This is a genomic window from Stutzerimonas urumqiensis (assembly GCF_003640395.1).
Lineage (GTDB): Bacteria > Pseudomonadota > Gammaproteobacteria > Pseudomonadales > Pseudomonadaceae > Stutzerimonas > Stutzerimonas urumqiensis.
In genome coordinates this window covers 1-24,496 of sequence record NZ_RBZQ01000001.1, presented here as the reverse complement: position 1 = coordinate 24,496, position 24,496 = coordinate 1, and the positions used below count along the sequence as shown (strand labels likewise).

Annotated in this window: 23 protein-coding genes and 1 tRNA gene; 14 read left to right on the top strand and 10 right to left on the bottom strand. The window is 67.1% G+C overall.

Annotated features, from left to right (window positions below):
- Positions 1-3 precede the first annotated feature (3 nt).
- Entirely contained in the window at positions 4-1,107 is a 1,104-nt protein-coding gene (locus tag D7325_RS00120) for an enoyl-CoA hydratase/isomerase family protein (protein WP_120992988.1), read from the top strand.
- 5 nt (positions 1,108-1,112) lie between these two features.
- Here D7325_RS00120 and D7325_RS00115 read toward each other — a convergent pair whose 3' ends face one another.
- A complete protein-coding gene (locus D7325_RS00115) occupies positions 1,113-1,589 on the bottom strand; it encodes a hypothetical protein (protein ID WP_120992987.1) in 477 nt (158 codons plus the stop codon).
- Between D7325_RS00115 and D7325_RS19390 the strand changes: the two genes are divergently transcribed.
- The 4 genes from D7325_RS19390 to D7325_RS00095 all read left to right on the top strand — a co-directional run bounded on the left by D7325_RS19390 (position 1,588) and on the right by D7325_RS00095 (position 4,181).
- A complete protein-coding gene (locus D7325_RS19390; protein ID WP_342769567.1) occupies positions 1,588-1,953 on the top strand; it encodes a cysteine-rich CWC family protein in 366 nt (121 codons plus the stop codon). The two genes, D7325_RS00115 and D7325_RS19390, sit on opposite strands and share 2 nt — an antisense overlap.
- Positions 1,943-2,635: a pseudouridine synthase gene (locus D7325_RS00105; RefSeq protein ID WP_120992985.1), complete on the top strand. Its 693-nt coding sequence runs from the start codon at positions 1,943-1,945 to the stop codon at positions 2,633-2,635. The genes D7325_RS19390 and D7325_RS00105 overlap by 11 nt, the downstream gene beginning before the upstream one ends.
- Before the next feature lie 55 nt (positions 2,636-2,690).
- A tRNA-Gly gene (locus D7325_RS00100) sits at positions 2,691-2,764 on the top strand.
- 214 nt (positions 2,765-2,978) lie between these two features.
- Entirely contained in the window at positions 2,979-4,181 is a 1,203-nt protein-coding gene (locus D7325_RS00095; protein WP_120992984.1) for an MFS transporter, read from the top strand.
- A 4-nt stretch (positions 4,182-4,185) separates the two neighbouring features.
- Here D7325_RS00095 and D7325_RS00090 read toward each other — a convergent pair whose 3' ends face one another.
- Positions 4,186-5,775 (bottom strand): ABC-F family ATPase, encoded by a 1,590-nt coding sequence (locus D7325_RS00090; protein WP_120992983.1) that lies wholly within the window; start codon positions 5,773-5,775, stop codon positions 4,186-4,188.
- A 478-nt stretch (positions 5,776-6,253) separates the two neighbouring features.
- Between D7325_RS00090 and D7325_RS00085 the strand changes: the two genes are divergently transcribed.
- Positions 6,254-6,913 carry a TIGR04211 family SH3 domain-containing protein gene (locus tag D7325_RS00085; RefSeq protein WP_120992982.1) on the top strand — a complete coding sequence of 220 codons (660 nt, stop codon included), beginning with the start codon at positions 6,254-6,256 and terminating at the stop codon, positions 6,911-6,913.
- Here D7325_RS00085 and D7325_RS00080 read toward each other — a convergent pair whose 3' ends face one another.
- Positions 6,914-7,831: an AraC family transcriptional regulator gene (locus D7325_RS00080; RefSeq protein WP_120992981.1), complete on the bottom strand. Its 918-nt coding sequence runs from the start codon at positions 7,829-7,831 to the stop codon at positions 6,914-6,916.
- Between the two features lie 212 nt (positions 7,832-8,043).
- Between D7325_RS00080 and D7325_RS00075 the strand changes: the two genes are divergently transcribed.
- Positions 8,044-9,138 carry a DNA topoisomerase IB gene (locus D7325_RS00075; RefSeq protein WP_120992980.1) on the top strand — a complete coding sequence of 365 codons (1,095 nt, stop codon included), beginning with the start codon at positions 8,044-8,046 and terminating at the stop codon, positions 9,136-9,138.
- Here the strand turns inward: D7325_RS00075 and D7325_RS00070 are convergent.
- From D7325_RS00070 to D7325_RS00060, 3 genes are all read right to left on the bottom strand, one after another.
- The gene (locus D7325_RS00070; protein ID WP_120992979.1) at positions 9,135-11,342 is read right to left on the bottom strand and encodes an ATP-binding protein; all 2,208 of its coding nucleotides are present in this window, start codon (positions 11,340-11,342) and stop codon (positions 9,135-9,137) included. The genes D7325_RS00075 and D7325_RS00070 overlap by 4 nt on opposite strands.
- Before the next feature lie 130 nt (positions 11,343-11,472).
- Positions 11,473-12,393, bottom strand: coding sequence for an MBL fold metallo-hydrolase (locus D7325_RS00065; RefSeq protein WP_218565171.1), 921 nt, complete (start codon positions 12,391-12,393; stop codon positions 11,473-11,475).
- A gap of 151 nt (positions 12,394-12,544) precedes the next feature.
- Positions 12,545-13,462, bottom strand: a complete 918-nt coding sequence (locus D7325_RS00060) for a LysR family transcriptional regulator (RefSeq protein ID WP_120992977.1) — start codon at positions 13,460-13,462, stop codon at positions 12,545-12,547.
- Between the two features lie 98 nt (positions 13,463-13,560).
- Between D7325_RS00060 and D7325_RS00055 the strand changes: the two genes are divergently transcribed.
- The gene (locus D7325_RS00055) at positions 13,561-14,568 is read left to right on the top strand and encodes a zinc-binding alcohol dehydrogenase family protein (protein ID WP_120992976.1); all 1,008 of its coding nucleotides are present in this window, start codon (positions 13,561-13,563) and stop codon (positions 14,566-14,568) included.
- A gap of 50 nt (positions 14,569-14,618) precedes the next feature.
- Complete coding sequence (gene nfsB, locus D7325_RS00050) at positions 14,619-15,272, top strand: oxygen-insensitive NAD(P)H nitroreductase (protein ID WP_120992975.1); 654 nt, start codon at positions 14,619-14,621, stop codon at positions 15,270-15,272.
- Between the two features lie 750 nt (positions 15,273-16,022).
- On the opposite strand, the gene D7325_RS00045 is transcribed toward nfsB, so the two are convergent.
- Positions 16,023-17,609 (bottom strand): DNA recombination protein RmuC, encoded by a 1,587-nt coding sequence (locus D7325_RS00045; protein ID WP_245961977.1) that lies wholly within the window; start codon positions 17,607-17,609, stop codon positions 16,023-16,025.
- 261 nt (positions 17,610-17,870) lie between these two features.
- Here D7325_RS00045 and D7325_RS00040 point away from each other — a divergent pair, with 261 nt between their 5' ends.
- The 3 genes from D7325_RS00040 (at position 17,871) to D7325_RS00030 (ending at position 20,276) form a co-directional block, all read left to right on the top strand.
- Positions 17,871-18,665 (top strand): outer membrane protein OmpK, encoded by a 795-nt coding sequence (locus tag D7325_RS00040; RefSeq protein ID WP_120992974.1) that lies wholly within the window; start codon positions 17,871-17,873, stop codon positions 18,663-18,665.
- A 139-nt stretch (positions 18,666-18,804) separates the two neighbouring features.
- The gene (locus D7325_RS00035; protein ID WP_120992973.1) at positions 18,805-19,473 is read left to right on the top strand and encodes a TetR/AcrR family transcriptional regulator; all 669 of its coding nucleotides are present in this window, start codon (positions 18,805-18,807) and stop codon (positions 19,471-19,473) included.
- Between the two features lie 125 nt (positions 19,474-19,598).
- Positions 19,599-20,276, top strand: a complete 678-nt coding sequence (locus tag D7325_RS00030) for an SDR family oxidoreductase (RefSeq protein ID WP_120992972.1) — start codon at positions 19,599-19,601, stop codon at positions 20,274-20,276.
- Positions 20,277-20,377: 101 nt separating this feature from the next.
- Here the strand turns inward: D7325_RS00030 and D7325_RS00025 are convergent, their stop codons facing one another.
- The 3 genes from D7325_RS00025 to D7325_RS00015 all read right to left on the bottom strand — a co-directional run bounded on the left by D7325_RS00025 (position 20,378) and on the right by D7325_RS00015 (position 23,333).
- Positions 20,378-21,073, bottom strand: coding sequence for an anaerobic ribonucleoside-triphosphate reductase activating protein (locus tag D7325_RS00025; RefSeq protein ID WP_120992971.1), 696 nt, complete (start codon positions 21,071-21,073; stop codon positions 20,378-20,380).
- Entirely contained in the window at positions 21,070-21,237 is a 168-nt protein-coding gene (nrdD, locus tag D7325_RS00020) for an anaerobic ribonucleoside-triphosphate reductase (RefSeq protein ID WP_120992970.1), read from the bottom strand. Before nrdD ends, D7325_RS00025 begins: the two co-directional genes overlap by 4 nt.
- A gap of 77 nt (positions 21,238-21,314) precedes the next feature.
- Positions 21,315-23,333, bottom strand: a complete 2,019-nt coding sequence (locus D7325_RS00015; protein ID WP_120992969.1) for a ribonucleoside triphosphate reductase — start codon at positions 23,331-23,333, stop codon at positions 21,315-21,317.
- A 227-nt stretch (positions 23,334-23,560) separates the two neighbouring features.
- On the opposite strand from D7325_RS00015, the gene D7325_RS00010 reads away from it, so the two are divergent.
- Entirely contained in the window at positions 23,561-24,238 is a 678-nt protein-coding gene (locus D7325_RS00010) for a Crp/Fnr family transcriptional regulator (RefSeq protein ID WP_120992968.1), read from the top strand.
- Positions 24,239-24,321: 83 nt separating this feature from the next.
- The coding region (locus tag D7325_RS00005) for a leucine zipper domain-containing protein (RefSeq protein WP_162987973.1) at positions 24,322-24,496 on the top strand (175 nt) is incomplete at its 3' end.

The following is a 24,496-nucleotide window of genomic DNA, read 5'->3' as shown; positions in this document are numbered from 1 at the left end:
CAGATGAACGTCAGGTTCGATACCCATCCCTCGCAGCACGGCAAGCAGATCGGCCTCGCCACGCTCGATTCGCCTGCCAGTCTCAATGCGCTCAGCCTGCCGATGATCGAAGCCCTGCTCGATCACCTCGATCGCTGGGCGCACGACCCGACGATCGTCTGCGTGCTGTTGCGCGCCACTGGCGACAAGGCCTTCTGCGCCGGCGGTGACGTGCGCCAGCTGGCGTTGGCGTGCCTGGATCAGCCCGGCCGCGTGCCCCCCCTCGCCGCTCGCTTCTTCGCCGACGAATACCGGCTCGACTTTCGCCTTCACCGATTCCCCAAGCCGTTGCTGTGCTGGGGCCATGGCTATGTGCTCGGCGGCGGCATGGGCCTGCTGCAGGCGGCCGGCATCCGCATCGTCACGCCCGGCAGCCAGCTGGGCATGCCGGAAATCGGCATCGGGCTCTATCCGGACGTTGGCGCCGGCTGGTTCCTCCCGCGCCTGCCCGGACGCATGGGCCTGTTCCTCGCGCTGACCGGCAGCCGCGTCAATGCCACCGACGCGCTCGATCTCGGCCTGGCCGACCGGTGCCTGCGCGACGATCAGCAACCCGCGTTGCTCGACGGCCTTGCGCAAATCAACTGGGACGAACAGGCCCCGGCACAGCTCAACAGCCTGCTCAAGGCACTGGAACTGGACGCCCGCGAGGCCCGGCCCGAGGCGCTGCTGGCCTCACGCCGCGCAGTGATCGACCGCGACCTCGACGTCGCCGACCTGCCGGCTGCCTGGCATGCGATCGCGGCCTGGCGCAACGATCAGGATGCAGTGCTCGCGCAGGCGGCAGAGACGCTCATGGCCGGCTGCCCGCTCACCGCGCATCTGATCTGGGCGCAATTTCGGCACTGCCGTTACCGATCGCTCGCCGAGATCCTGCGGCTCGAGTACGGCATGAGCCTCAACTGCTGCCGTCACCCTGAGTTCGCCGAAGGGGTTCGCGGGCGCCTGATCGAGAAACGACCGCCCCACTGGCACTGGCCAACGATCGACAGCGTGCCGACCACCGTCGTCGATGCGCACTTCGAGCCCAGCTGGGACGGACCGCACCCGCTCGCCGATCTGGTGTAACCGCCTCAATCGCGTCGGATATAGAAACCGCCGCCCACGCTGTGCCGGGGCGGCCGGTAGTCATGGCGCGGACGCAGCCGGTCGCTTCGCCAGTCGGGCCGCCGGTCGTATCGCCTATCGTTGCGCCAGTCATGGCGCCAATCGCCACGGTCGCGCGGCGCCGCACGCCAGCCTCGATGGCGGTTGTCGTCCCAGCGCGGGCGCCGGTAGTCGCGCTGCGCCGGATAACGATCGCGGAATTGCGGCGGCACGTAATGCCGGTTGTCCGGCGGCAGGTTGTTGCGATGGCGCGGGTAATGCGGATACGGGCTGCGCGGATCGTAGCGATGGCGCGGTGGCTGGGAACTTGCGCGATAGGGATGGCGGTCCTGTGTGAACCCATCGCCCGCCTGGTAGATCCATACGCCGTCCCGGCGATCGCCTGCCTGTGCCTGGAGGGTCAGCGAAAGACCGACCAGCGCTATCCAGATACCGAGCTTCATGCACCACCTCCGTGCCGGTCGAAAGACTGTCCGGCCACCAGATCAGACCACAGCCAGCTGCCGTCGTCAGCCGACTGGACGGACGGATGGTTTCAATCCATGTCGCGACTTGCGGTCGGATGGCCACTCATCGGAGCATGCGCTACCCGAGGGCTGCGCCATGAATGACCACGACCCGACCCGTTGCCCCGCGTGCGGGGAAACCAACCGATGCCAGACAGCCGCCGGGCCCGGTGAGCGTTGCTGGTGCTTCGACCTGAGGCTCCCTCGCGAGGCCGTATCGCCCAACCCGGACGACTGGCGGCGCGCCTGTCTCTGCCAGCGCTGCCTCGAGCGACTCGCCGGAGCCGACGATGCGACTTGACCGCCTCCTGGCCAACCAGCCGGATTTCAGCCGACGCCAGGTCCGGCAGCTGCTCGCCGCCCGGCACGTCACCGTCAACGGCCAAACCCTCGTCTGCGGCGAGGCCGAGGTCAGCGCCTTCGATCACGTAGCGGTCGACGGACGCGTCATCCAGGCCGGCAAACCGGCGCTTTACCTGATGTTGAACAAGCCGGCCGGGTGCGTGAGCGCCACCCGCGACCCCGATCACCGCACCGTGATCGACCTTATCGACCACGCGGACAAAAACGACCTGCACATCGCCGGCCGGCTGGACGGCAACTCCACCGGGCTGTTGGTACTGACCAACGACGGCCAGTGGTCCCGGCGGCTCACCCTGCCCGGCAGCGTGCTGGGCAAGACCTATCGCGTCGAAACCGCCAATGACATCACGCAGGCCTGTATCGAAGCCTTCGCCGCGGGCCTGTACTTTCGCTTCGAGAATCTGACGACACGGCCGGTCGCGCTCGAATTGCTCGGCCCACGGGAGGCCCGGCTGACGCTGCACGAAGGGCGCTATCACCAGATCAAGCGCATGTTCGGCCAGTTCCGCAACCCGGTCCTGGCGATCCATCGCGAACGCATGGGACCGCTGACACTCGATCCCAGCCTCTGTCCCGGCAAGCACCGCCCGCTCACCGCCGCCGAAATCGCCGCCGTGTGAGTCGACGAAAAGCCGCTTCATTTGCCGCCGCCCTTCTGGTAAAAAGGCACCCCACGCGGGCGTCGTATAATGGCATTACCTGAGCTTCCCAAGCTCATGACGAGGGTTCGATTCCCTTCGCCCGCTCCAGCTTCCCGAAGGCCCTGCTCCGCAGGGCTTTTTCGTTTCTGTCTTGGTCGCATGAGCACGCATGCCTCGGAAGTTCCGGCGCTCAATCGGCGACTCGAACCGGACGACCGGCTATTCTTGAGGTCATACGACTGATGACCAGGCGCTCCCTTCGGCGCGCATTACTTTCAGGTCGGTGGAGCCTGGCTTGCCGATCTTTCGAACAGGCCAGCCCATGAGCGATACCCCAACAGCCGACAGCGCCAGCACGCTGCTGATCCTGTCGCTGGTGATCTTCAACTTCATTTCCTTCATTTCGATCGGCATTCCGCTGGCGGTGCTGCCGGGCTACGTGCACGAGTCCCTCGCGTTCAGTGCGACGGTCGCGGGCATCGTGATCGGCGTGCAGTACCTGGTGACGCTGTTGTGCCGGCCGCTCGCCGGTCGCCTGGCCGACGAGCTGGGTGCGCGCAAGACGGTGATGATCGGCATGCTCAGTTGTGCGGCCAGCGGGGTGCTGCTTTTCATCGCCGCGTGGCTGACGGCCTGGCCGGTCGCCAGCCTGGTGATCCTGCTCGTCAGTCGTGTGCTGCTCGGCTTCACCCAGAGCCTGATCGGCATCTCGGCCATCAGCTGGGGCTTGAACACGCTGGGCGCAGCGCATACGCCGCGCATCATTTCCTGGAACGGCATCGCCGCCTATGGCGGGGTCGGCGTCGGCGCGCCGCTGGGCGTGCTGCTGGCCGATACCCTCGGCTTCTGGAGCCTGGGCGCGCTGACCCTGTTGCTGTCGCTGACCGGCTATTACCTCGCCTCGCGCAAGGGGCCCGCGCCGCTCAACCCGGGCAAGCGGCTGCCGTTCGGGCAGGTGCTGTGGAAGGTGATGCCGCACGGACTGAGCCTGGCGCTCGGCACGATGGGCTACGGCACGCTGAGCGCCTTCATCGCGTTGTACTACGCCGCCCGCGGCTGGGATGGCGCCGCCTGGTGCCTGACGACCTATGCCTGCACCTTCATCGGCACCCGGCTGCTGTTCCCCAACCTGATCAACCGGGTCGGCGGCTACCCGGTGGCCATCGCCTGCCTGGCGGTGGAAACCCTCGGACTGGCCCTGCTCTGGGCCGCCAATACACCCACCGTCACGCTGGTGGGCGCGGCCTTGACCGGCTGCGGGCTGTCGTTGCTGTACCCGGCGCTCGGCGTGGGCGTGGTATCGCGCGTCGGCGGCACCAACGGCAGCGCAGGGTTGAGCGTATTCGCGATGTTCTTCGATCTGGCGCTCGGTCTGGCCGGCGCCATCATGGGCGTGCTGGCCACCTGGGCGGGCTTGCGCAGCGTCTTTCTCGCCGCGCTCCTGATGGCGATCGGCGGCCTGCTGATCGCCTGGACCCTCGATCGCGCACAGCGACGCCTCGAGCAGGCGCCCCCGTCGCGCTAGGGCATCAGACGATCACGCCCTGGCTGCGCAGGTAGTCGTCGTAGGTGCCGGAGAAGTCGGTCACGCCGTTTTCCGACAGTTCGATGATGCGCGTGGCCAGCGAGCTGACGAACTCGCGGTCGTGGCTGACGAACACCAGCGTGCCCGGGTAGTTTTCCAGCGCCAGGTTCAGCGCTTCGATCGATTCCATGTCCAGGTGGTTGGTCGGTTCGTCCATGACCAGCACGTTGGGCTTTTGCAGGATCAGCTTGCCGAACAGCATGCGGCCCTGCTCGCCACCGGAAATCACCTTCACCGACTTGCCGATGTCGTCGTTGGAGAACAGCATCCGGCCGAGGGTGCCGCGCACCAGCTGTTCGCCGCCCTTGGTCCACTGGCCCATCCAGTCGAACAGGGTCATGTCGGTCTCGAAGTCTTCGGCGTGATCCTGCGCGAAGTAGCCGACCTCGGCGCTCTCGGTCCACTTCACCTCGCCGCTCATGGTCGGCATCTCACCGACCAGCGTGCGCAACAGCGTGGTCTTGCCGATGCCGTTCGGGCCGATGATGGCGACCCGCTCGCCAGCCTCGATCTGCAGGCCGAGGCGCTTGAACAGCGGCACCCCGTCGTAGCCCTGGCTAACGTTTTCCAGCGTCACTGCCTGGCGGTGCAGCTTCTTGGTCTGCTCGAACCGGATGAACGGGCTGACGCGGCTCGAGGGCTTGACCTCCTCGAGCTGGATCTTGTCGATCTGCTTGGCCCGGCTGGTGGCCTGCTTGGCCTTGGAGGCGTTGGCCGAGAAGCGGCTGACGAAGGTCTGCAATTCCGCAATCTGCGCCTTCTTCTTGGCGTTGTCCGACAGCAGGCGCTCGCGGGCCTGGGTCGCCGCGGTCATGTACTCGTCGTAGTTGCCGGGGAACAGGCGCAGCTCGCCGTAATCCAGGTCGGCCATGTGCGTGCACACGCTGTTCAGGAAGTGGCGGTCGTGGGAAATGATGATCATGGTGCTGTTGCGCGCGGTGAGCACGCCTTCCAGCCAGCGGATGGTGTTGATGTCCAGGTGGTTGGTCGGCTCGTCGAGCAGCAGCACTTCCGGGTCGGAGAACAGCGCCTGCGCCAGCAGCACGCGCAGTTTCCAGCCGGGCGCCACCGCGCTCATCGGGCCGAAGTGCTGGTCCAGCGGAATGCCCAGGCCCAGCAGCAGCTCGCCGGCGCGCGATTCGGCGGTGTAGCCGTCGAACTCGGCGAACTCGACCTCCAGCTCGGCGACCTTCATGCCGTCTTCTTCGCTCATTTCCGGCAGCGAATAGATGCGGTCGCGCTCGGCCTTCACCGCCCACAGCTCGGTGTGGCCCATGATCACCGTGTCGATGACGCTGAAATCCTCGTAGGCGAACTGATCCTGGCGCAGCTTGCCCAGTCGCACGTTGGGCTCGAGCATCACCTGCCCGGCCGACGGCTCGAGCTCGCCGCCGAGGATCTTCATGAAGGTGGACTTGCCGCAGCCGTTGGCGCCGATCAGGCCGTAACGGTTGCCGTTGCCGAATTTGACGGAAACGTTCTCGAACAGCGGCTTGGCGCCGAACTGCATGGTGATGTTTGCGGTGGAGATCAAAGCGTCGTCCTGCGAAGCGAAGGGAGGCACGCGAGGCGCGCCTCGAAAAGAGAGCCGCGCATTGTAGTGGCACACGGCAGCGACCAACAGCGCCGTCGGGCTTGCGGCGCACAGGCATCCGCCAAGCCGGCCACGCCTTCTGACGAATGCCGTCGGGCGCCAGACCCCGACTGGCCACGCGCTGCCCCGCCAGAGCCAGGCATGACGCGGCTCACAGCCGCAATGGGTACGCCTGGGCAATTACAGAGAGGGCATTGAACTTCCCGCAATGAGAACGGTCTGCGGCCCTGTAGATCGACTCGGGATGGCCTCTGGCCCCGATCGCTCGCCCGAACACCTCGGGGGCACTCCAACCCGCGACGCAGCGCGTCGTTGCCCCGCCGACCGAGCTGCCGTCGTACGCATGCCCAGTCGCCAAGCGGCCCTTCACAGGTTCTGTTCAGGGGCCTTTTTCGTTCCCTTTCCATCGAAGTCACCCATGCTCAACTCACCTCGTTACAAAAAAATTAAATCGTCTCGCCGCGTGCTGAGCGCCGCCCTGCTGGGCCTGTTCTTCGTCGCGTTCGACAACGCCGCCCAGGCGCAGACCGACAACGGCGATCGCTGGGTCAGCGACAGCCTCAATGCATACGTACGCAGCGGCCCGACCGACGAATACCGGATCGTCGGAACGCTCACCTCCGGCGACAAGGTCGAGCTGCTCGGCAGCCAGGGCGACTACAGCCAGGTGCGTACCGCGTCAGGCGACACCGTGTGGATTCCCAGCGCCGAATTACAGACCGTACCGGGCCAGGCCGAACGCCTGCCGCAACTCGAGCAGCAGGTCGCCGAACTGACCGAGCAATTGCGCACCATCGACGAGACTTGGCAGACCCGCGTGCAGGGAATGGAAGAAACGCTCGAAGCCCGCAAGGCGCTGATCGAAGAGCTGCAGGCGCGCAGCGAATCGCTCAACAGTGCGCTCGGCGAGGCGCAGTCCGAGCTGCGCACCGCGCAGGCACGCCTGGGCGACGAGAACAACCGGCTCCTGATGCGCTACATGGTCTATGGCGGCAGCATCGCCGGCGCCGGCCTGCTCGCCGGGCTGATCCTGCCGGCGATGACGCGCGGCCGAAAGCGCAACGACCGCTGGTTCTGATCAGGCGCTCTGGCGCAGGCGCTCGACATCCTTGGACGGGGCGCAACCGAACTGCCGGCTGTATTCGCGGCTGAACTGCGACGGGCTCTCGTAGCCGACCCGGTAGCCGGCGCCCGCCACGTCCAGGCCTTCGTTGATCAGCAGCCGCCGCGCCTCTTGCAGGCGCAGCTGCTTCTGGTACTGCAGTGGACTCATCGCCGTCACGGCCTTGAAGCGGTGATGCAGGGTCGAGCTGCTGAGGTTGCTCAGGCGCGCCAGCTCCTCGATGCGCAACGGCTTGGCATAGTGCCGGTTGAGCCACTCGATGGCGCGCGTCACCCGGTGCGTCTGCGTGTCGGCAACCGCGATCTCGTACAGGCGACGACCGTGCCGACCTCTCAGTAGGCGGTAGTGAAGCTCGCGCAGCGCCAGCGGCGCGAGCATGGCGATGTCCCGTGGCGTGTCGAGCAAGCGCACCAGGCGCAGCATGGTATCGAGCAGGGTGGCGTCGATACGCTCGACGAACAGCCCGCGCGAGGACTCGCTCGACAGCCCCACCGGCCCGGTATCGGCGATCAGCTGGGCGATCTCGGCCGGGTCGATATCGAGCCGGATGCCCAGGTAAGGGGCATCCGGGCTGGCTTCGATCACCTGGCCGGCGACTGGCAGCGTCACGGAGACCACCAGATAATTCAGCGGGTCGTAGACATAGCGCTCGTCCCACAGGCGCGCTTCCTTGCGTCCCTGCAGGATCAGGCACAGCGCCGGCTGATAGAGGGTGTGGATGAGGTCGCTCGGACTGTCGCAGCGAAAGAAGTGCAGCGGCGCGATCGCGGTCTCGAATGCGCCCGGCTCGGTTGCCCGACGCATCACCAGGCGGACCAGCTCGGCGCGGTAGGCATCGATGTCCGGCAGGACGTGGGTGGTGCTCATGTCCATCGCGAAGTCCTTCAGTAGGTCTGACGTGGCGCCCGCGCCGGCGAACCGGCCTCGGCAGTGATTGCTGCTCGACATTGAAGCAGAAGGCCCGCGGCGGTGCGTTATCCAATCGTCTCGCGCGCTTGCCCGATCCTGCGGACTGAACCCCGCGCGCCCCGCTTCGGTCTTCCCTGTATCCGGCCCAGGCCTGGCCGGCCGCCGCAGGAGACATCATGAACACACGGACCGAGGCGCCACCGCTTGCCGTTGGCGAGCGGCCCGAAGGGCGCGACCCGGCTGCCGACTTCGGCACCGCGCTGTGCCCCTCGCTGCCGCCCGATCTGCACTATGTCGACGACCAGCAACCCGGCATCAGCCGGCGTCGGCTGCGCGGCAGATTTGCCTATTTCACCGCGCAGGGCGAGCGCATCCGCGATCCCGCGGAAATTGACCGCATCGACCGGCTCGCCATTCCACCGGCCTATACGCAGGTGTGGATCTGCCCGGACCCCAACGGGCACTTGCAGGCGACCGGTCGCGACGCCCGCGGCCGCAAGCAGTACCGCTATCACCCACGCTGGCGCGAGGTTCGCGACGAAGACAAGTACGAGCGCATGCTCGCCTTCGGCCGGGCCCTGCCGCGGCTGCGTGCCTGCGTCGAGAAGGACCTGGCGCAACCGGGCATCGGACGCGACAAAGTCATCGCCACCGTGGTTTCGCTGCTCGACGCCACGCTGATTCGCGTCGGCAACAGTTGCTACGCACGGGACAACAAATCCTACGGCCTGACCACCCTGCGCGACCGTCACGTCGAGGTGAACAGCCGTTCGATTCGTTTCAACTTTCGCGGCAAGAGCGGCGTCGAGCATGCCTTGCGCGTGAACGACCCGCGCCTGGCTCGCATCGTCAAGCGCTGCCAGGACCTGCCCGGACAGCAGCTGTTCCAGTACCTCGACGAGGCTGGCGAGCGCCATGCGGTCAGCTCGTCGGACATCAACCAGTACCTGCAGCGGCACGCCGGCGACGCCTTCACCGCCAAGGACTACCGCACCTGGGCCGGCACCGCGCTGGCGCTCGAGGCCCTGCGCGTCGGTGAGGCCGATCCCGAAACGCCCACCCGGCTGACCGAGATCGTCAAGGCCGTGGCGCAGCAGCTCGGCAATACGCCGGCGGTGTGCCGCAAGTGCTACATCCATCCGGCGGTCTTCGACGCCTTCCAGGCCGGCGCGCTCCAGCGCCTGAAGCGGTCGCGCGAACGTAAGTGGCTGCGCCGCGAGGAGGTCGCCCTGCTGCACTTTCTCGAACAACTGGAGCGCGCCGCCGCCTAGCCCGCGCGCGTCTCGACCGCCTCGCGCAAGGCGCCGGCGAGCAGGTCGATGTCGAACGGCTTGGCCAGCACGCGAAAGCCATGCTCGGCGGGCGCGCGCTCGGTGTAGCCGGTGGCCAGCAGGATCGGCACGCCCGGATAGCGCTCGCGGACCGTCTGCGCCAGCCCGACGCCGTCCATCCGGCCGGGCATCACGATGTCGGAGAACAGCACATCGATCGCCGGCTCGTTCGCCGCCTCGAGGCGGCCGAGCGCAGACTCGGCATCGCTCGCCACGTCCACCTGATAACCGAGCGCCTCGAGCATGGGCGCGACCACGTCGCGCACTTCGGCATCGTCATCCACCAGCAGCACCCGTGCCTGACCCGCCACCAATGGCCGCTGCGCTGACTCAGCGACCTGCGGCATGGCCGCGCGCGCGGCCCGAGGCAGCAACAGGGCGATGCGAGTGCCCTCGCCAACCCGGCTGTCGAGCGTCACCATGCCCTGCGACTGGCGCGCGAACCCATACACCTGCGCGAGCCCGAGCCCGGTGCCCTCGCCCACCGACTTGGTGGTGAAGAAGGGCTCGAACGCCTTGGCCGCCACCTCGGCGCTCATGCCGTGACCGGTATCGGAAACGCGCAGCTCGATGTAGTCGCCGTCAGGCAGATTGAAGCGATTGCCGGCGGCGAGCGTCGTGCCCGTCAGGCTGATGACGAGTTGCCCGCCCTGCGGCATCGCATCGCGGGCGTTGAGCGCCATGTTGAGGACCGCCAGTTCGCATTGCAGCGGGTCGGCGACGGTCACCCAGGCGCCTTCGGGCAGGTCGAACCGCAGCACCACGCGGCTCGGCAAGGCGCCTCCGAGCAGATCGCTCATGCCGAGCACCAGCTCGCGCAGGTCAAGCTGCCTGGATTCGTCGGTGCGGTTGCGGCTGAAGGTCATCAGTTGCCGTGTCAGCTGGGTACCGCGCCCCACCGAGCGCTGGCAGGCATCGAGCGCGCGCTTGGCGCGTGGATCGGTCGAGAGCATGTCGGCCAGCTGCAAACCGACGGTCATGCTTTGCAGAAGGTTGTTGAAATCATGGGCGATGCCGCCGGTCAGCCGGCCCAGCGCCTCGAGCTTCTGGCCTTGCAGCAGCGCCTGGTGCGAGCGCTCGGCCTGCGCCACGGCGGCCGCCACCTGCTCGGCCATGTCGGCGCTGGCGCGATGGATCTTCTGGCTCGCATCGGCCAGCACCCGGGCGGTGCGGTCGGTCTCGTCGATGCCGGTGATCGGCGCGCTGACGGGCTCTCCCCGTCCCAGCGCCTTCGCGGCCTCGTCGAGCAGGGCCAGCGGGCGCGTGATGGTCCGCCCAACGGCGAAGGCCAGCCCGATGGCGATCGCCAGCACGATGAGAATGCCTGCCAGCACCGTACCGATCGATGCCAGCGCGCTGGCGAGCAGTTCGTTTCGCGGAATGGCGATCACGATCGTCCAGCCGGAGTCATGCGCGCGGCTGAAGAACGACAGGACCTTCTCGCCGTCGAGCGTGGTGGACTCGACCACCCCCGCCGGCCGCTCGCTGAGCGCCTTGCGAAAATCTTCGCTGGCGCGCTCGCCGATGTGCGCCTCGGGATTGCGCGTCCGCGCGACCACGACGTGGCGCTGGTCCATGACCACGCCGAGCCAGCGCTTGGGCATTCCCTGCTCGGCCAGCGTGGCGGCGATCCGCGAGGCGGGAAACTCCATGCCAAGGTAATTGATCACCTTGCCGTCCCGGAGCACCGGCCGATGGAGGGCGAAGGCGTAGCTGCCGTCCACCGGATCGGTGAACAACGGACTGACGTCCATCTGCGAGCGGGCGATGATGCTCGGCAAGCTGGGCGGCATCGGCAGGGGTTCGCCGTAGGGCCGGCGCGTATCGAGCAGCGGGATGCCTTCGGCGTCATACACCACGATGCCCGTCCAGAGCGGTCGCGCGAGCTGCGAGGCCCGCCGGTGGAAGGTCGACAGGTCACCGTTGGTCAGTCCCGGCGACATGGCCATCGTCGCCAGAATGGCGTCGTAGCGAGCCAGGTCCCGGTCGATCGCCAGCGCCACCGCGTGAGTGGTCTCCCGCATGCTCTGCGAGACGCGCTTCCACTGCGATTGATAGACCGAGAAGGTCGCCAGCGCCGCGAACACCAGGGTCGGTGCCAGGACCGCCAATACGAGCCAGATCAGACGGGAGCGAATCGACACGTGGGCAGCGTCTCGGGTCGGGGCAGCATGCGAGCTGCTGGAGCAGGCGCCAGATGCGTCTGGAACGCCTGCCGTTCAGGTGAGGTTTAGCAGAGCCGCCGCGCCCGCGACAGAGGGCGGCGGCAAGGGATCAGCGATCGGTGCGCAGGGGGCCGTACTCGACCGGCACCCAGGCATAGCCTTCGCCGTCCTGGCGAACGTGGCCCAACCCCGGAAAGGGCAGGTGCGCGCCGCCGATGAGCAGCTTGTCCTGTGCGGCATCGGCGAGCACCTTCTTGCGCGATTCGATCGCCTTGGCGCTGTCCACGTCGAACTCGATCGCCACCTCCGGCCGCGCGAACTGCACGGCGTGGCTATGGATCACGTCGCCCCACAGCAGCAGGCTCTTGCCGCCGGACGCGACCAGATAACCGGTGTGCCCGGGCGTGTGGCCGATCAGCGGCACCGCCGTGATGCCGCCGACCAGGCTGTCGCCCGGCTCGAACATCACCAATCGGCTGTCCGCCCGGTAAGGCTCGACCGCGGTCTGCGCCATCTCGAAGAAGCCGCGCGCCTCCTTCGGCGCCTTGGCCGCCACGTCCGGATCCAACCAGTGCGCGGCCTCGGCGTGAGGTACGTAGACGGTCGCGTTCGGGAAGGCCGGCTTGCCGGCGGCGTCCAGCAACCCGCAGGCGTGATCGGCGTGCAGGTGGGTGAGCAACACGGAATCGACCTGCTCGGCCCGGTAGCCGGCCGCTTTCAGGTTGGCCTGGATCACGCCGAGCGTCGGTCCGAAGCAGGACGCCGCCCCGGTGTCGACCAGGACCAGGTTGCCTCCCGTGTTGACCAGGAAGGCGTTGACCGCCGTCTGCACGCCCTTGCTCGAATCGAGGAACATCTTGGCCAGCAGGCTTTGCAGGTCCTCTGCCGAAACGCCCTTGAGCAGCTCGGGCTTGAGGTCGACGTAGCCATCGTAGAGCGCCGTCACCTGCGCATCGCCCAGCGAGAAGTGATAGAAGCCCGGCACCTGCACGGTCTGCTGGGCCGGCGCGGCCGCGTGCACAGCAGGCATGAACGGACCGACCAGCGCGGCGAGCGCTGCGGTGGCAGCAAGCGGGGCGAAGCGTTTGAGGTTCAGGCGGGGCATGGCGATCTCCGGGGCGGACAAAGAGGCAACGTTACCGCATCGAGACCCGCCTGGCCGCTAGCCGTTCCGCTAAGGTCTATGCCGGCCACGCGGCGAGCGCATCGGTCAATGCCTCGCAGCGAGCCCGCAACAAACCGTGCAGCTGCCGGATCGCCGGCGAGTACTGTCGCCGGTGCGGGCAGACCAGATGCAGCGGCAACGCGGCCCCAACCCCGTCCAAGAGCACCTCGAGCCGTCCGGCGGCAACGTCGTCGCTGACATCGAGCCAGGACTTGTAGGCGACGCCCTGCCCCGCCACGGCCCAGCGGCGCACCACATCGGCGTCATCGCTGAACAGCGCGCCGGCGACCGGAACCACCCGCCGGCGCCCCTCCAGCTCGAAGGCCCACTTGTCGTACGCCCGCCCATGCAGCATGTAGATCAGGCCCGCGTGCCCGGCCAGATCGTCGAGCGTCGACGGCCGACCGCTGCGGATCAGGTACTCGGGCGATGCCACCAGCACCCGGCGGTTGGCCGGCGCGAGGGGCAGCGCGACGAAGCTTGCGTCTTCCATGCGCCCGTAGCGAATCGCCACGTCGATCGGATCGCGAAAGATGTCGGCCACCTGATCCGACAGAAAGAAGCGGACTTGCAGCCGTGGGTGCAGCGCACGGAAGTCGTCCAGCCAGGGCAGCAGGCGGTTGCGGCCGAAATCCGATGGCGCCGCCACTTGCAGCATCCCGTGCAGTTCGGCGCTCTCCGGGCGCAGGCGCTCGCGGCCCTCGCGCAGCGTCTCCAGTACCTCGCGCGCATAGGGCAGGTACTGCTCGCCCTCGGCGGTCAGCCGCAGGCTGCGGGTCGAGCGCGCGAACAGGCGGATGTCCAGCTCACGCTCCAGACGCTGGATGGCGGCGCTGACCTGCCCGGGCAGCAGATCCACCTCGCGCGCCGCGCTGGAAAAGCTGCCCAGAGCCGCCGAGCGGACGAACAGCGCGAGGTCGTCGAATCGGAGCATTTTCCCTCCTGCCGAGAAAGTGATGCCCGATTCTGCCTCTTTTTGCTGAAAACGGGACAGGTCAGCATCGCGCCCTGCCTTTTTCATAGGAGCCCCGCATGAAAGCCATCGCCTATCGCCAGCATGACCTGCCCATCGACGATCCACAGGCCCTGATCGAACTCGACCTGCCGGAGCCGCAACCGGGGCCGCGCGATCTCCTGGTCGAGGTGCGCGCACTCTCGGTCAATCCGGTCGACACCAAGGTTCGCCGCGGCTCGCCGACCGACGCGCCGCGCGTGCTCGGCTGGGACGCGGCCGGCGTGGTGCGTGCGGTCGGTTCGCAGGTGACGCTGTTCCAGCCGGGCGACGAAGTCTTCTATGCCGGCGATTTGACCCGTCCCGGCAGCTACAGCGAACGGCAGCTGGTGGATGAGCGCATCGTCGGCCACAAGCCGCGCAGCCTGGATTTCGCCCAGGCTGCCGCGTTGCCGCTGACCTCTATCACCGCCTGGGAATTGCTGTTCGACAGGCTCGGCAACCGGGAAGGGGCCGGCCAGGGCGAGAGCCTGCTGATCATGGGAGCGGCCGGTGGCGTGGGTTCGATCCTGACGCAGCTGGCCCGGCAGCTGACCGGGCTGACCGTGATCGGCACCGCCTCGCGCGCCGAAACCCGCGACTGGGTGCAGTCGCTCGGCGCGCATCACGTCATCGATCACAGCCGTCCGCTCGCGCCGCAGTTGCAGGCGCTGGGCGTGCCGGAGGTCAGCCAGGTCGCCAGCCTCACCAACACCGACCAGCACTACGCGCAGCTGATCGAGGTGCTGCGCCCGCAAGGCAAGCTGGCGCTGATCGACGACCCGGCGCAGCTCGATGCCCTGCCGCTCAAGCGCAAGAGCCTGTCGCTGCACTGGGAGCTGATGTTCACCCGCTCGCTGTTCCAGACCGACGATATGCTTCGCCAACATGAGCTGCTCAACCGGGTCAGCGCGCTGATCGACGACTCGACGCTGCGCACCACGCTCGGCGAGCATTTCGGCGTTATCAACGCCGCCAACCTGCGCCGCGCCCATGCCCTGATCGAAAGCGGCAAGGCGCGGGGCAAGGTAGTACTGGCAGGTTTTTGATCAGGCGGTCGCGCTCGATCATCGCTAATTCACCACAGGAGAACGGAAACATGAGCCTCACCGCCGCCGCTAAACGACGCTACGCCACCAAGGCCTACGACCCGAGCCGCACCATCGCGCAGGAAACGGTCGACGAACTGCTCGAGCTGCTGCACCACAGCCCCTCGTCGGTCAACTCGCAGCCCTGGCACTTCGTGGTCGCCTCGACCGCGGAAGGCAAGGCCCGGCTGGCCAAGGGCACGCAGGGCAACTTCGCCTACAACGAGCCGAAGGTCCTCAACGCTTCGCACGTGGTGCTGTTCTGCGCCCGCACCGACATCACGCCCGAACACATGACGGCCTTGCTCGATCAGGAGGAACGCGACGGCCGCTTCGCCAAGCCCGAAGCGCGCGCGGCCCAGCACGCCACGCGCGCGGGCTATGTCGACCTGCACCGCTACGAACACAAGGACCTGCCGCACTGGATGGAAAAGCAGGTCTACCTCGCGGCGGGTACGCTGCTGCTCGGTGCCGCCGCCGCGGGCATCGACGCCACGCCGATGGAAGGCTTCGATGCCAAGGCCCTCGACCAGGCGCTGGGCCTGCGCGAGCGCGGCCTGACCAGCGTAGTGATGGTCGCGCTGGGCTATCGCAGCGACAGCGACTTCAACGCCGGCCTGCCGAAGTCGCGCCTGCCGAAGGAGACGCTGTTTACCTTCCTGTGATGAGTCGGGGCTGTCCTGAAGACGGGAACAGCCCCACCTGTAGGAGCGAGCTTGCTCGCGGTCAGCTCACCCGGCGAAACCCCGACACCGTAGGGTGGATTCAAAAGCGCAGCGAACAATCCGCCGGCGACACCACCGATGCGAAACCGGTGCATGGCTTCGCGAATGCACCCTATGATCGCCATTCCGCCATTCCGCCATTATTCGCCGTTCGCCGTTCGCCATTGCGCCCTTCCGCCATTCGCCGTTCCGTCGGTCCGAAATCCCACCCGCTTCGCGAGCAAGCTCGCTCCTACGAAAAAGCCCGAACCGCGGCGCTTACCTGTAGGAGCGAGCTTGCTCGCGATCGGATCACCCGGCGTAACGCCAACACCGTAGGGCGGATTCAGGAGCGCAGCGAACAATCCGCCGGCGACACCACCGATGCGAAACCGATGCATGGCTTCGCGAATGCGCCCTACGATCGCCGTTTCGTCGTTCCGCCATTATTCGCCGTTCGCCATTGCGCCCTTCCGCCATTCGCCGTTCCGTCGGTCGAAATCCCACCCGCTTCGCGAGCAAGCTCGCTCCTACGAAAAAGCCCGAACCGCGGCGCTTACCTGTAGGAGCGAGCTTGCTGGCGAAGCTTTTCGACTCACCGGCCCTTCGCGAGCAAGCTCGCTCCTACGGCTACCGATACGGCCACCCCGGACGGGATGTCGGGCGACGAGGACGGCGGGGTCGATCGGTACGGCGCCAGGCGCCCGGCCATCACTCCCGCTCGATCTGCACGACCGTCGCCTGCGGTGCGAGGCCCAGCTCGAGGTCGGCGCGGTCGACCCAGGCCTCGCCGATCTCGCCCTTGACCGCCACGCCGAGCTGGCGGAAGTCGTTCACCTGCTTGACCAGGTTGCCCTTGCCGCTGACGAGCTGGTCGCAGGCCTTGCGATACGCCTCCTGCGCCTTGTCCAGGCTCTTGCCGACGCCATCCATGCTGCCCAGGAAGGTGCGCAGCTTGTCGTAGACCTTGGTCGCGCGGTCGGCCAGTTCGGCGGTGTGGCGGTTCTGGTCTTCGAAGCGCCAGAGCTGGCGGACGATGTTCAGGCTGGTCAGCAGCGTGGTCGGCGTGGCCACCAGCACGTTGCGCTCGATGGCCTTCTGAAAGAGCGTCTCGTCGGCCTTGAGCGCTTCGACGAAGGCCGATTCCACCGGCACGAACATGAACACCATCTCCGGCGCCCGCAGGCCAGGCAGCGCGTGGTAGTTCCGGTCCGCCAGTTCGCGGATGCGTTGCGCCACGGCACTGACGTGCTCGCCCAGCGCGATGCGGCGCTCGGCGTCATCCTCGGCATTGATGTAGCGGGTGTAGGCGTTGAGCGAGACCTTGGCGTCGATAACGAGGTGCTTGCCCTGCGGCAGGTAGACGATCGCGTCCGGCCGCTTGCGCCCGTCGTCGGTATCGATGCTGACCTCGCGCTTGAAATCGCGCCCGGCCATCAGCCCGGAGCGTTCCAGCACGTTTTCCAGGATGAGTTCGCCCCAGTTGCCTTGCGCCTTTTTCTGGCCCCGCAAGGCCGTGCTGAGGTCATGGGCTTCCTGGGTGATCTGGCGATTGAGTTCCTTCAGATGCGCCAGCTCATTAATCAGCGCGGCCTGCTGCTGGGCATCCTTGTGGTGAATGTCCTCGACCTTGCTTCGAAAGCCCTCGATCTGTTCGCGGAAGGGCTTGAGCAAGGCGTCGAGCGACTGCTGGCTGTGCTGCGAAAAAGCCTGCCCCTTGGCCTCGAAGATCTGCCCGGCGAGCTGTTCGAACTCCAGTTTGAGCTGGTCGCGGCTCTCCTTGAGCAGCTGCTGCTGTTCGGCGAAGTGCTGCTCCTTCTGCTCCAGCGTGCTGGCGAGGGTCGCGTGCTCGCGGGCCTGCTGGGCGAAGCGATCCTGCAGCGCCTCGTGCTGCTCGACCAGCCGTTGATGCGCCTGGCGCAATTGCTCGTGCTGCTCGGCCAGTTGCAGGCGCTGCGCCTTGGCGGCTTCGGCCTGGCTGCGGGTGTCGGCGAGCTGCTCGCCGCGCTGGGCCGCGTCATGGCGCAGCATGGCGGTTTCGTCGCGTGCGATATCCAGCTGCCGCTCCAGCTGCTCGACATGCGCCCGCTCGGCGCGTACCGCCGAATGCAGCTCGCGGCTCTCGCCGATGTGCCGCTCGAGCGACTGCCGCTGCGCCTCGACCTGCGCCAGCGCCATGTCCAACGCGCTTCGCAGCTCGCCGACCCGCCAATGCTGGCGCAGCAGCACGAACGCCCCCGCGACCAGCAGCGACACCGCGCCGGCCAGCCATCGCCAATCCAGCATCGAAAGCAACACACGCACCTCCTCGGGCAATCCCGTTCGCCAATGGCCGCCACCCTATGTAAACGCAGGCGACAGGTCGAGAGCCGGCTGGATGCGTCTGTAAACAAAACGCACAGGTCATGCGGTGGCCGCGCCGGTCCGCCGCACCGCATGCCCCCGAGGAAACGACTGCCCTTGCCGCCGCGAATGCCTCAGAATCGCCGCCCGCCGCAGGCACAGACCTGCGCGTCACCGTCGCCCTCGCACGGTGAAGCCCACACACAGGAGCCTCCGATGACCCTTCGACTGAAAACCGCCGCCCTGGCGTCCGGCCTGCTGCTGGCCGGCCCGGCGCTGGCCGAGAGCCCGATGCTCTGGCACAGCAACAGCCTGACCTACCTCTACGGCCAGGACTTCACGATCGACGCACCGATCCAGCAGACCTTCACCTTCGAGCACGTCAGCGGCTGGACGGCGGGCGATCTGTTCCTGTTCCTCGACAGCATCCACTACAACGGCAAGGGCAACGACGACGGCCACGATGACAGCAGCTTCTACGGCGAACTCTCGCCGCGCCTGTCGCTGGGCAAGCTGACCGGCACCGACATCGGCGTCGGCCCGGTCAAGGATGTGCTGCTGGCCGCGACCTACGAATTCGGCGAAGGCGACGTCGAGTCCTACCTGATCGGCCCGGCCATCGACCTGGCGGTGCCGGGGTTCGATTACCTGAACCTCAACCTCTACCGCCGCGAAGCCGACGGCGACCGCGATGGGGACGGCGTCTGGCAGGTCACCCCGGTGTGGGCCTTCACTCTTCCGGTCGGCCGCTCGGACCTGCTGATCGACGGCTTCATGGATTGGGTGGTCGACAACGACGACAGCTACCACGCCAACCTGCACTTCAACCCACAGATCAAGTACGACCTGGGCAAGGCGTTGAACTGGGGCGAGAAGCAGCTTTACGTCGGCATCGAATACGACTACTGGAAGGACAAGTACGGCGTCGACGACGATAGCTTCGTCGGTGACGAAATCCTCGGCGGCACCGACCAGAACACCGCCAGCCTGTTGGTCAAGGCGCACTTCTGAACCCTTGACGGCGCGCCGCCTCGCCCCGCCAGGCGACGCGCGGCGGGCCGCCCGGCGGCACCCGCCCGGTTCTTCTGCTAGACCTGATGGACCGTCCCGCCGATGCGGGGCGGCTCCCGCGATGGCAGAGACCCCACGCATGAACACCTTCGACGCAACGCTCGCCCTCGACACGGCCACCGCCCGGCCCGCCGGTCGCATCCGCCTGCGCAACGAGGAGCTGATTCTCGCCGCCGCGGCGCAGGCGTTCGCCTGTCACGGCTACAAGGGCACCAGCATGAATGCCATCGCCCAGCGCGCCGGCTTGCCCAAGGCCAACCTGCATTACTACTTCGCCAGCAAGCAGGGGCTGTATGTCGAGGTCATCCGACACATCCTCGCCTTGTGGGACGAGGCCTTCGATCATCTGGACGTGGATGACGATCCGGCCACGGCGCTTGCCGGCTACATCCGGCAGAAGATGGAGTTCTCCCGCCGCCACCCGCAGGCCTCGAAGATCTTCGCGATGGAAGTGATCGGTGGCTGCGCCTGCCTGTCGTCGTATTTCAACGACGATTACCGGCGCTGGTTTCTCGGTCGCGCCGCAGTGATCCAGGGCTGGATCGAGGCCGGACGCATGGACCCGGTCGAGCCGATGCACCTGATCTTCCTGATCTGGAGCGCCACCCAGCACTACGCCGACTTCTCCGACCAGATCCGCCGCATCACCGGTCGCAAGCGCCTGACACGCGACGACTTCGCCGCCGCCACGCAGGACGTGACGCGCGTCATCCTCAAGGGCTGCGGTCTGCAACCGGCGGCGACCTGACAGCCATGCGCCGTCCGCTCGCAACGCATCGACGCAGGCGATAAGGCCATTCGAAGCGATCGATTCGTCCCGGCCGCGGCCAGCCGGCACAATTCCCGGACGTCCAACCTCAAGGAACCCACAGCATGACCCAATCGATCCTGATCATCGGCGCCTCCCGCGGGCTCGGCCTCGGCCTTGCCCATGCTTTCAGCCGCGAGGGCTGGGCCGTCACCGCGACGGTGCGCGACCAGCACAATGCCCCTGCGCTGGCCACCCTGCCGCAGGCAGAGGTCGAGACCCTGGACATGACCGATACCGCCAGCGTCGCTGCGTTGGCCGAACGGCTGCAAGGCCGGGTGTTCGACGTGGTGTTCGTCAACGCCGGCGTCTCCGGTCCGCGCGTGAATCATGCCGGCGAGGCGGAGCCGAGCGCGGTCGCCGAGCTGTTCCTGACCAACACGGTGGCGCCGGTTCGCCTCGCGGAACGGCTGTTGCCCAACGTCGCGCCGGCTGGCGTGCTGGTGTTCATGAGTTCGATCATGGGCAGCGTCGAAGCCGGGCCCGGCATGGGCATGCCGCTCTACGGCGCGAGCAAGGCGGCGCTCAATCATCTGGTGCGCAGCTTCGCACTAGGGCTCGAGGCGGGCGCGCCGACCGTGCTGCTGATGCACCCCGGCTGGGTGCGCACCGACATGGGCGGCGAGCAGGCGCCGCTGGATATCGAGACCAGTTGCCAGGGCATGCTGAAGCAGGTCATCGCCGCTGCCGGCCAGGGCGGTATCCGCTACGTCGACTACGAAGGTTCGACCCTGCCCTGGTAACCGCGCGGCAGTCGAGGCATGGATGTTCTCTCGCGCCGAGACGACCTCAGGCGGGTGGCTGTGATGAGCGGGCGCACGTCTGCGGATCAGGTGTGCGCCCGTCAACCGCGCAGCACGAAGGACGGGAAGAGTCGATCCAGCCGGTCCCAGAGCGTCTGCTGGTCGTAGGGAGCGCGCGCCTCCGGCAGGTGCTCGTCGAGCATTCGGGCGGTACGCACCAGTTGCACGGCAAAGCGCTCCACGCCGGTCGCCCGCAGCCGTTCGGCCAGGCGCCAGAGCTTGGCGGCATCGAACAGATGCCAGTGCACGGTGGTGCGACATTCGTGGTCGACGCCGCTGTCGAGCAACAGCTCGAGGCTACGCCAGTTGGCCTCGCCACTGCCCTGCACGCCGGTGATCAGCGCGCTGTCCTCGGGCAGCGCCTTGACGTCGAAACCGATCCAATCCACCCGCGGCAACACCTTGGCCAGCAGCTTGGGCTTGATGCCCGCACTGTGCAGGCCGACCTTGAAACCCAGCGCGCGAACCTCGTCGATCGCGTCGGCCAGCGCCGCTTGCAGGGTCGGCTCGCCGCCGCTGAAGACCACCGCCTCGAGCAGGCCGACGCGCTGTTCGAGGAAGGCGCGGATGTCCGCCCACGCCAGCTCGCTGTCGCCACGACTGGGGATGAGCTGCGGGTTGTGGCAGTAGCGGCACTTCCAGCCGCAGCCCTGGCAAAACAGCACACACGCCAGCCGGCCGGGGAAATCGAGCGTGGTCAGGGGGACCAGCCCCCCGACCCGAAGCGCTTCGCTCATGCGCAGGCGAGCCCGGCGGCGCGCTCGGTGAAGTGACGGCGTTCGCGGTGCTCGGACTGCTTGCCCGGGTTGAACGCGGTGACCGGGCGGTGGTAGCCCATCACGCGGGTCCAGACTTCGCAACGCTGGCGCTGGGCTTCGGGCAGTTGGGTGGCTTGGGTCATGGGTATTACTCCTTGCTTGCTGGGTAGGGATAACCGTAGGAGCGAGCTTGCTCGCGAAAATCGGTGGCCGCTGGTGGTCAGGCGCAGCACTCGGCCTGCCTGGCCAGCAGCACCTCGTCGCACTTCGGACAGAACTCGTGCTCGCCAGCCAGGTAGCCGTGCACCGGGCAGATCGAGAAGGTCGGCGTCACGGTCAGGTACGGCAGGCGGAAGCGGCCGAGGGCGTTGCGGACCAGCGTCTTGCAGGCCTGCGCCGAGGAAATCCGCTCGGCCATGTAGAGGTGCAGCACGGTGCCGCCGGTGTACTTGCATTGCAGCTCGTCCTGCAGCTGCAACGCCTCGAACGGGTCGTCGGTGAAGCCGACCGGCAATTGCGAGGAGTTGGTGTAGTACGGCGCCTCGTCGCTACCGGCCTGGAGGATGTCCGGGAAGCGCTTGCGGTCTTCCTTGGCGAACCGGTAGGTGGTGCCTTCGGCGGGCGTCGCCTCCAGGTTGTAGAGGTGACCGGTCTGTTCCTGGAAGCGCACCAGCGTGGCCCGCACGTGGTCGAGCAGCTCGAGCGCGAAGGCACGGCCGGCCGGGGTGTGGATACCGTCCTGATCGTCGGTGAAGTTGCGCACCATCTCGTGCAGGCCGTTCACGCCGATCGTGGAGAAGTGATTGCGCAGCGTGCCGAGGTAACGCTTGGTGTAGGGGTACAGGCCGGCGTCCATGTGGTGCTGGATGACCTTGCGCTTGACCTCCAGGCTCTGCCGGCCCAGCTCCATCAGCGCATCCAGATGCGCGTACAGCGCCGCCTTGTCGCCCTGGTGCAGGTAGCCGAGCCGTGCGCAGTTGATGGTGACCACGCCCAGCGAGCCGGTCTGCTCGGCCGAGCCGAACAACCCGCCGCCCCGCTTGAGCAGCTCGCGCACGTCCAGTTGCAGGCGGCAGCACATGGAGCGCACCTGGTTGGGCTTCATGTCCGAGTTGAGGAAGTTCTGGAAATACGGCAGCCCGTAGCGGGCCGTCATGTCGAACAGCCGGTCGGCGTTCTCGCTGTCCCACGGGAAATCATGGGTGATGTTGTAGGTCGGGATCGGGAAGGTGAACACCCGGCCATGCCCGTCGCCGGCCTGCATCACCTCGATGTAGGCGCGGTTGATCAGCTCCATCTCCGCCTGCAGGTCGCCGTAGGCGAAGGGCATTTCCTCGCCGCCGATGTACGGAATCTGCTCGCGCAGGTCTTCCGGGCACACCCAGTCGAACGTCAGGTTGGTGAAGGGCGTCTGCGTACCCCAGCGTGACGGCACGTTGAGGTTGTAGATGAATTCCTGCATGGCCTGGCGGATCTGGGCGTAGCTCAGGCCGTCCTTGCGCACGAACGGCGCGAGGTAGGTATCGAACGAGCTGAACGCCTGGGCGCCGGCCCATTCGTTCTGCAGCGTGCCGAGAAAGTTGACCATCTGCCCCAGCGCGCTGGACAGGTGCTTGGGCGGGCCGGCCTCGACGCGACCGGCGATGCCGTTGAAGCCCTCGTTGAGCAGGCTGCGCAGCGACCAGCCGGCGCAGTAGCCGGCGAGCATGTCGAGGTCATGGATGTGCAGGTCGCCCTCGCGGTGCGCGGCGCCGATCTCGGGGCTGTAGACCTCGTCCAGCCAGTAGTTGGCGGTGACCTTGCCCGACACGTTGAGGATCAGGCCGCCCAGCGAATAGCCCTGGTTGGCGTTGGCACGCACGCGCCAGTCTTCACGGGACAGGTATTCGTTCATCGAGGCGGCGACGTCGACCACGGCCTTGTGGTCCCGGCGCAACCGGGCATGGCGCTCGCGGTAGACGATGTAGGCGCGCGCCGTGTCGTAGTAGCCGGCCTCCATCAGGACGCGCTCGACGCTGTCCTGCACCTGCTCGACCTCGACCACCCGACGACCGGCCAGACGCAGCCGGACGGCGTCGGCCAGCGTCGTGGCGATGGCCGCATCGAACTCGCCAGTGGCTTCCCCGGCAACCGTGATGGCATGGAGAATCTTGTCCAGCTCGAAGGCCAGCAGACGCCCGTCACGCTTGCGTATCGACACCGGCGACTCGGTTGTCCTGATGCCCGCCCCCTGCTCCATCACCATATCTAGCCCCTTGACCCATAAATGAACACAAGATGATGGGGAGCGACTCTAGTGGCGAATGGGCGAAACGGAATTGACGGGCGTCAAGGCTGTCCGGCGGCATGGAGCCCGACGATCGGCGGCACCGCCCCGCTAACCGCGGCGGAGTTGTCGGAGGTCAAGGAAAACGCTTCGCCCACCTCACTAGGATGCCGGCAATCCATCGACTCCCGGAGGCCAGCATGCTGACCGAACCCTCACTCGTCGCCCAGCTGCGCCGTCACCACCTGTTCGGCCGCCTGCCCGAGGCGGCGCTGCACGAGGTGTGCATGGCCGCCAACGTACGCAAGCTGCCGACCGGCGCTCCGCTGTTCCACCAGGGCGACCGGGCCGACCGCTTCTACTTCCTGTTCAGCGGCCAGGTGAAGCTGCACCGCGTGGTCAGCGATGGGCAGGAAAAGCTCGTGGAGGTGATGCGGCCCGGCGACGCCTTCGCCGAGGCGCTGCTGTTCACCGGCACCAGCACCTACCCGGTGTGCGCCACTGCGCTCAAGCCCAGCCTCGTCGCGAGCCTGCACGGCGCCGGCTATCGTCGCCTGCTGGAAGAGCACCCGAGCGTCTGCCTGGACATCCTGGCGACCGTCAGCGTGCGGCTGCACCAGCGCATGAACGAGATCGACACCCTCACGCTCGCCAACGCCAGCCATCGGGTGGTGCGCTTCCTGACCCAGACCTGCGACGAAACCACCGGCGTGCTGACGCTGGACGTACCCAAGCGCCTGATCGCCTCCAAGCTCGGCATCCAGCCCGAGACGTTTTCGCGCATCCTGCATCGTCTGATGGATTCGGGCGTGATCGCCGTACAGCGTCGGCGCATCGAGATCCTGGATCGCAAGGCGCTGGTGGGCTTCCAGGACTAGCTGTGATTTCTCAGTAGGTTGTTCATCCGGGGCGTTCCCGGAATTCTGGAAGCGCGACCAACACAGCCTTCCAGGAGCCCCGGATGAACCTGCATAAACATGCCCGTCTTACCCCGCGAGGTCGAGCCCTTCTCGTACAACGCATGCTCAATGGGCTACGTGTCGAGGATGCAGCACAAGCCGCAGGAGTCAGTGTCCGCACAGCCTACAAGTGGCTCAGGCGCTTTCGTGAGGAGGGCGAGGCCGGTCTGATGGATC

Excerpts from the sequence above, each read along its gene's own strand:
- D7325_RS00120 (WP_120992988.1), top strand. The coding sequence starts at position 4 with ATGAACGTCAGGTTCGATACCCATCCCTCGCAGCACGGCAAGCAGATC.
- D7325_RS19390 (WP_342769567.1), top strand. The coding sequence starts at position 1,588 with ATGCACCACCTCCGTGCCGGTCGAAAGACTGTCCGGCCACCAGATCAG.
- D7325_RS00115 (WP_120992987.1), bottom strand. The coding sequence starts at position 1,589 with ATGAAGCTCGGTATCTGGATAGCGCTGGTCGGTCTTTCGCTGACCCTC.
- D7325_RS00105 (WP_120992985.1), top strand. The coding sequence starts at position 1,943 with ATGCGACTTGACCGCCTCCTGGCCAACCAGCCGGATTTCAGCCGACGC.
- D7325_RS00095 (WP_120992984.1), top strand. The coding sequence starts at position 2,979 with ATGAGCGATACCCCAACAGCCGACAGCGCCAGCACGCTGCTGATCCTG.
- D7325_RS00085 (WP_120992982.1), top strand. The coding sequence starts at position 6,254 with ATGCTCAACTCACCTCGTTACAAAAAAATTAAATCGTCTCGCCGCGTG.
- D7325_RS00080 (WP_120992981.1), bottom strand. The coding sequence starts at position 7,831 with ATGGACATGAGCACCACCCACGTCCTGCCGGACATCGATGCCTACCGC.
- D7325_RS00075 (WP_120992980.1), top strand. The coding sequence starts at position 8,044 with ATGAACACACGGACCGAGGCGCCACCGCTTGCCGTTGGCGAGCGGCCC.
- D7325_RS00065 (WP_218565171.1), bottom strand. The coding sequence starts at position 12,393 with ATGCCTGCTGTGCACGCGGCCGCGCCGGCCCAGCAGACCGTGCAGGTG.
- D7325_RS00060 (WP_120992977.1), bottom strand. The coding sequence starts at position 13,462 with ATGCTCCGATTCGACGACCTCGCGCTGTTCGTCCGCTCGGCGGCTCTG.
- D7325_RS00055 (WP_120992976.1), top strand. The coding sequence starts at position 13,561 with ATGAAAGCCATCGCCTATCGCCAGCATGACCTGCCCATCGACGATCCA.
- nfsB (WP_120992975.1), top strand. The coding sequence starts at position 14,619 with ATGAGCCTCACCGCCGCCGCTAAACGACGCTACGCCACCAAGGCCTAC.
- D7325_RS00040 (WP_120992974.1), top strand. The coding sequence starts at position 17,871 with ATGACCCTTCGACTGAAAACCGCCGCCCTGGCGTCCGGCCTGCTGCTG.
- D7325_RS00035 (WP_120992973.1), top strand. The coding sequence starts at position 18,805 with ATGAACACCTTCGACGCAACGCTCGCCCTCGACACGGCCACCGCCCGG.
- D7325_RS00030 (WP_120992972.1), top strand. The coding sequence starts at position 19,599 with ATGACCCAATCGATCCTGATCATCGGCGCCTCCCGCGGGCTCGGCCTC.
- D7325_RS00025 (WP_120992971.1), bottom strand. The coding sequence starts at position 21,073 with ATGAGCGAAGCGCTTCGGGTCGGGGGGCTGGTCCCCCTGACCACGCTC.
- nrdD (WP_120992970.1), bottom strand. The coding sequence starts at position 21,237 with ATGACCCAAGCCACCCAACTGCCCGAAGCCCAGCGCCAGCGTTGCGAA.
- D7325_RS00015 (WP_120992969.1), bottom strand. The coding sequence starts at position 23,333 with ATGGAGCAGGGGGCGGGCATCAGGACAACCGAGTCGCCGGTGTCGATA.
- D7325_RS00010 (WP_120992968.1), top strand. The coding sequence starts at position 23,561 with ATGCTGACCGAACCCTCACTCGTCGCCCAGCTGCGCCGTCACCACCTG.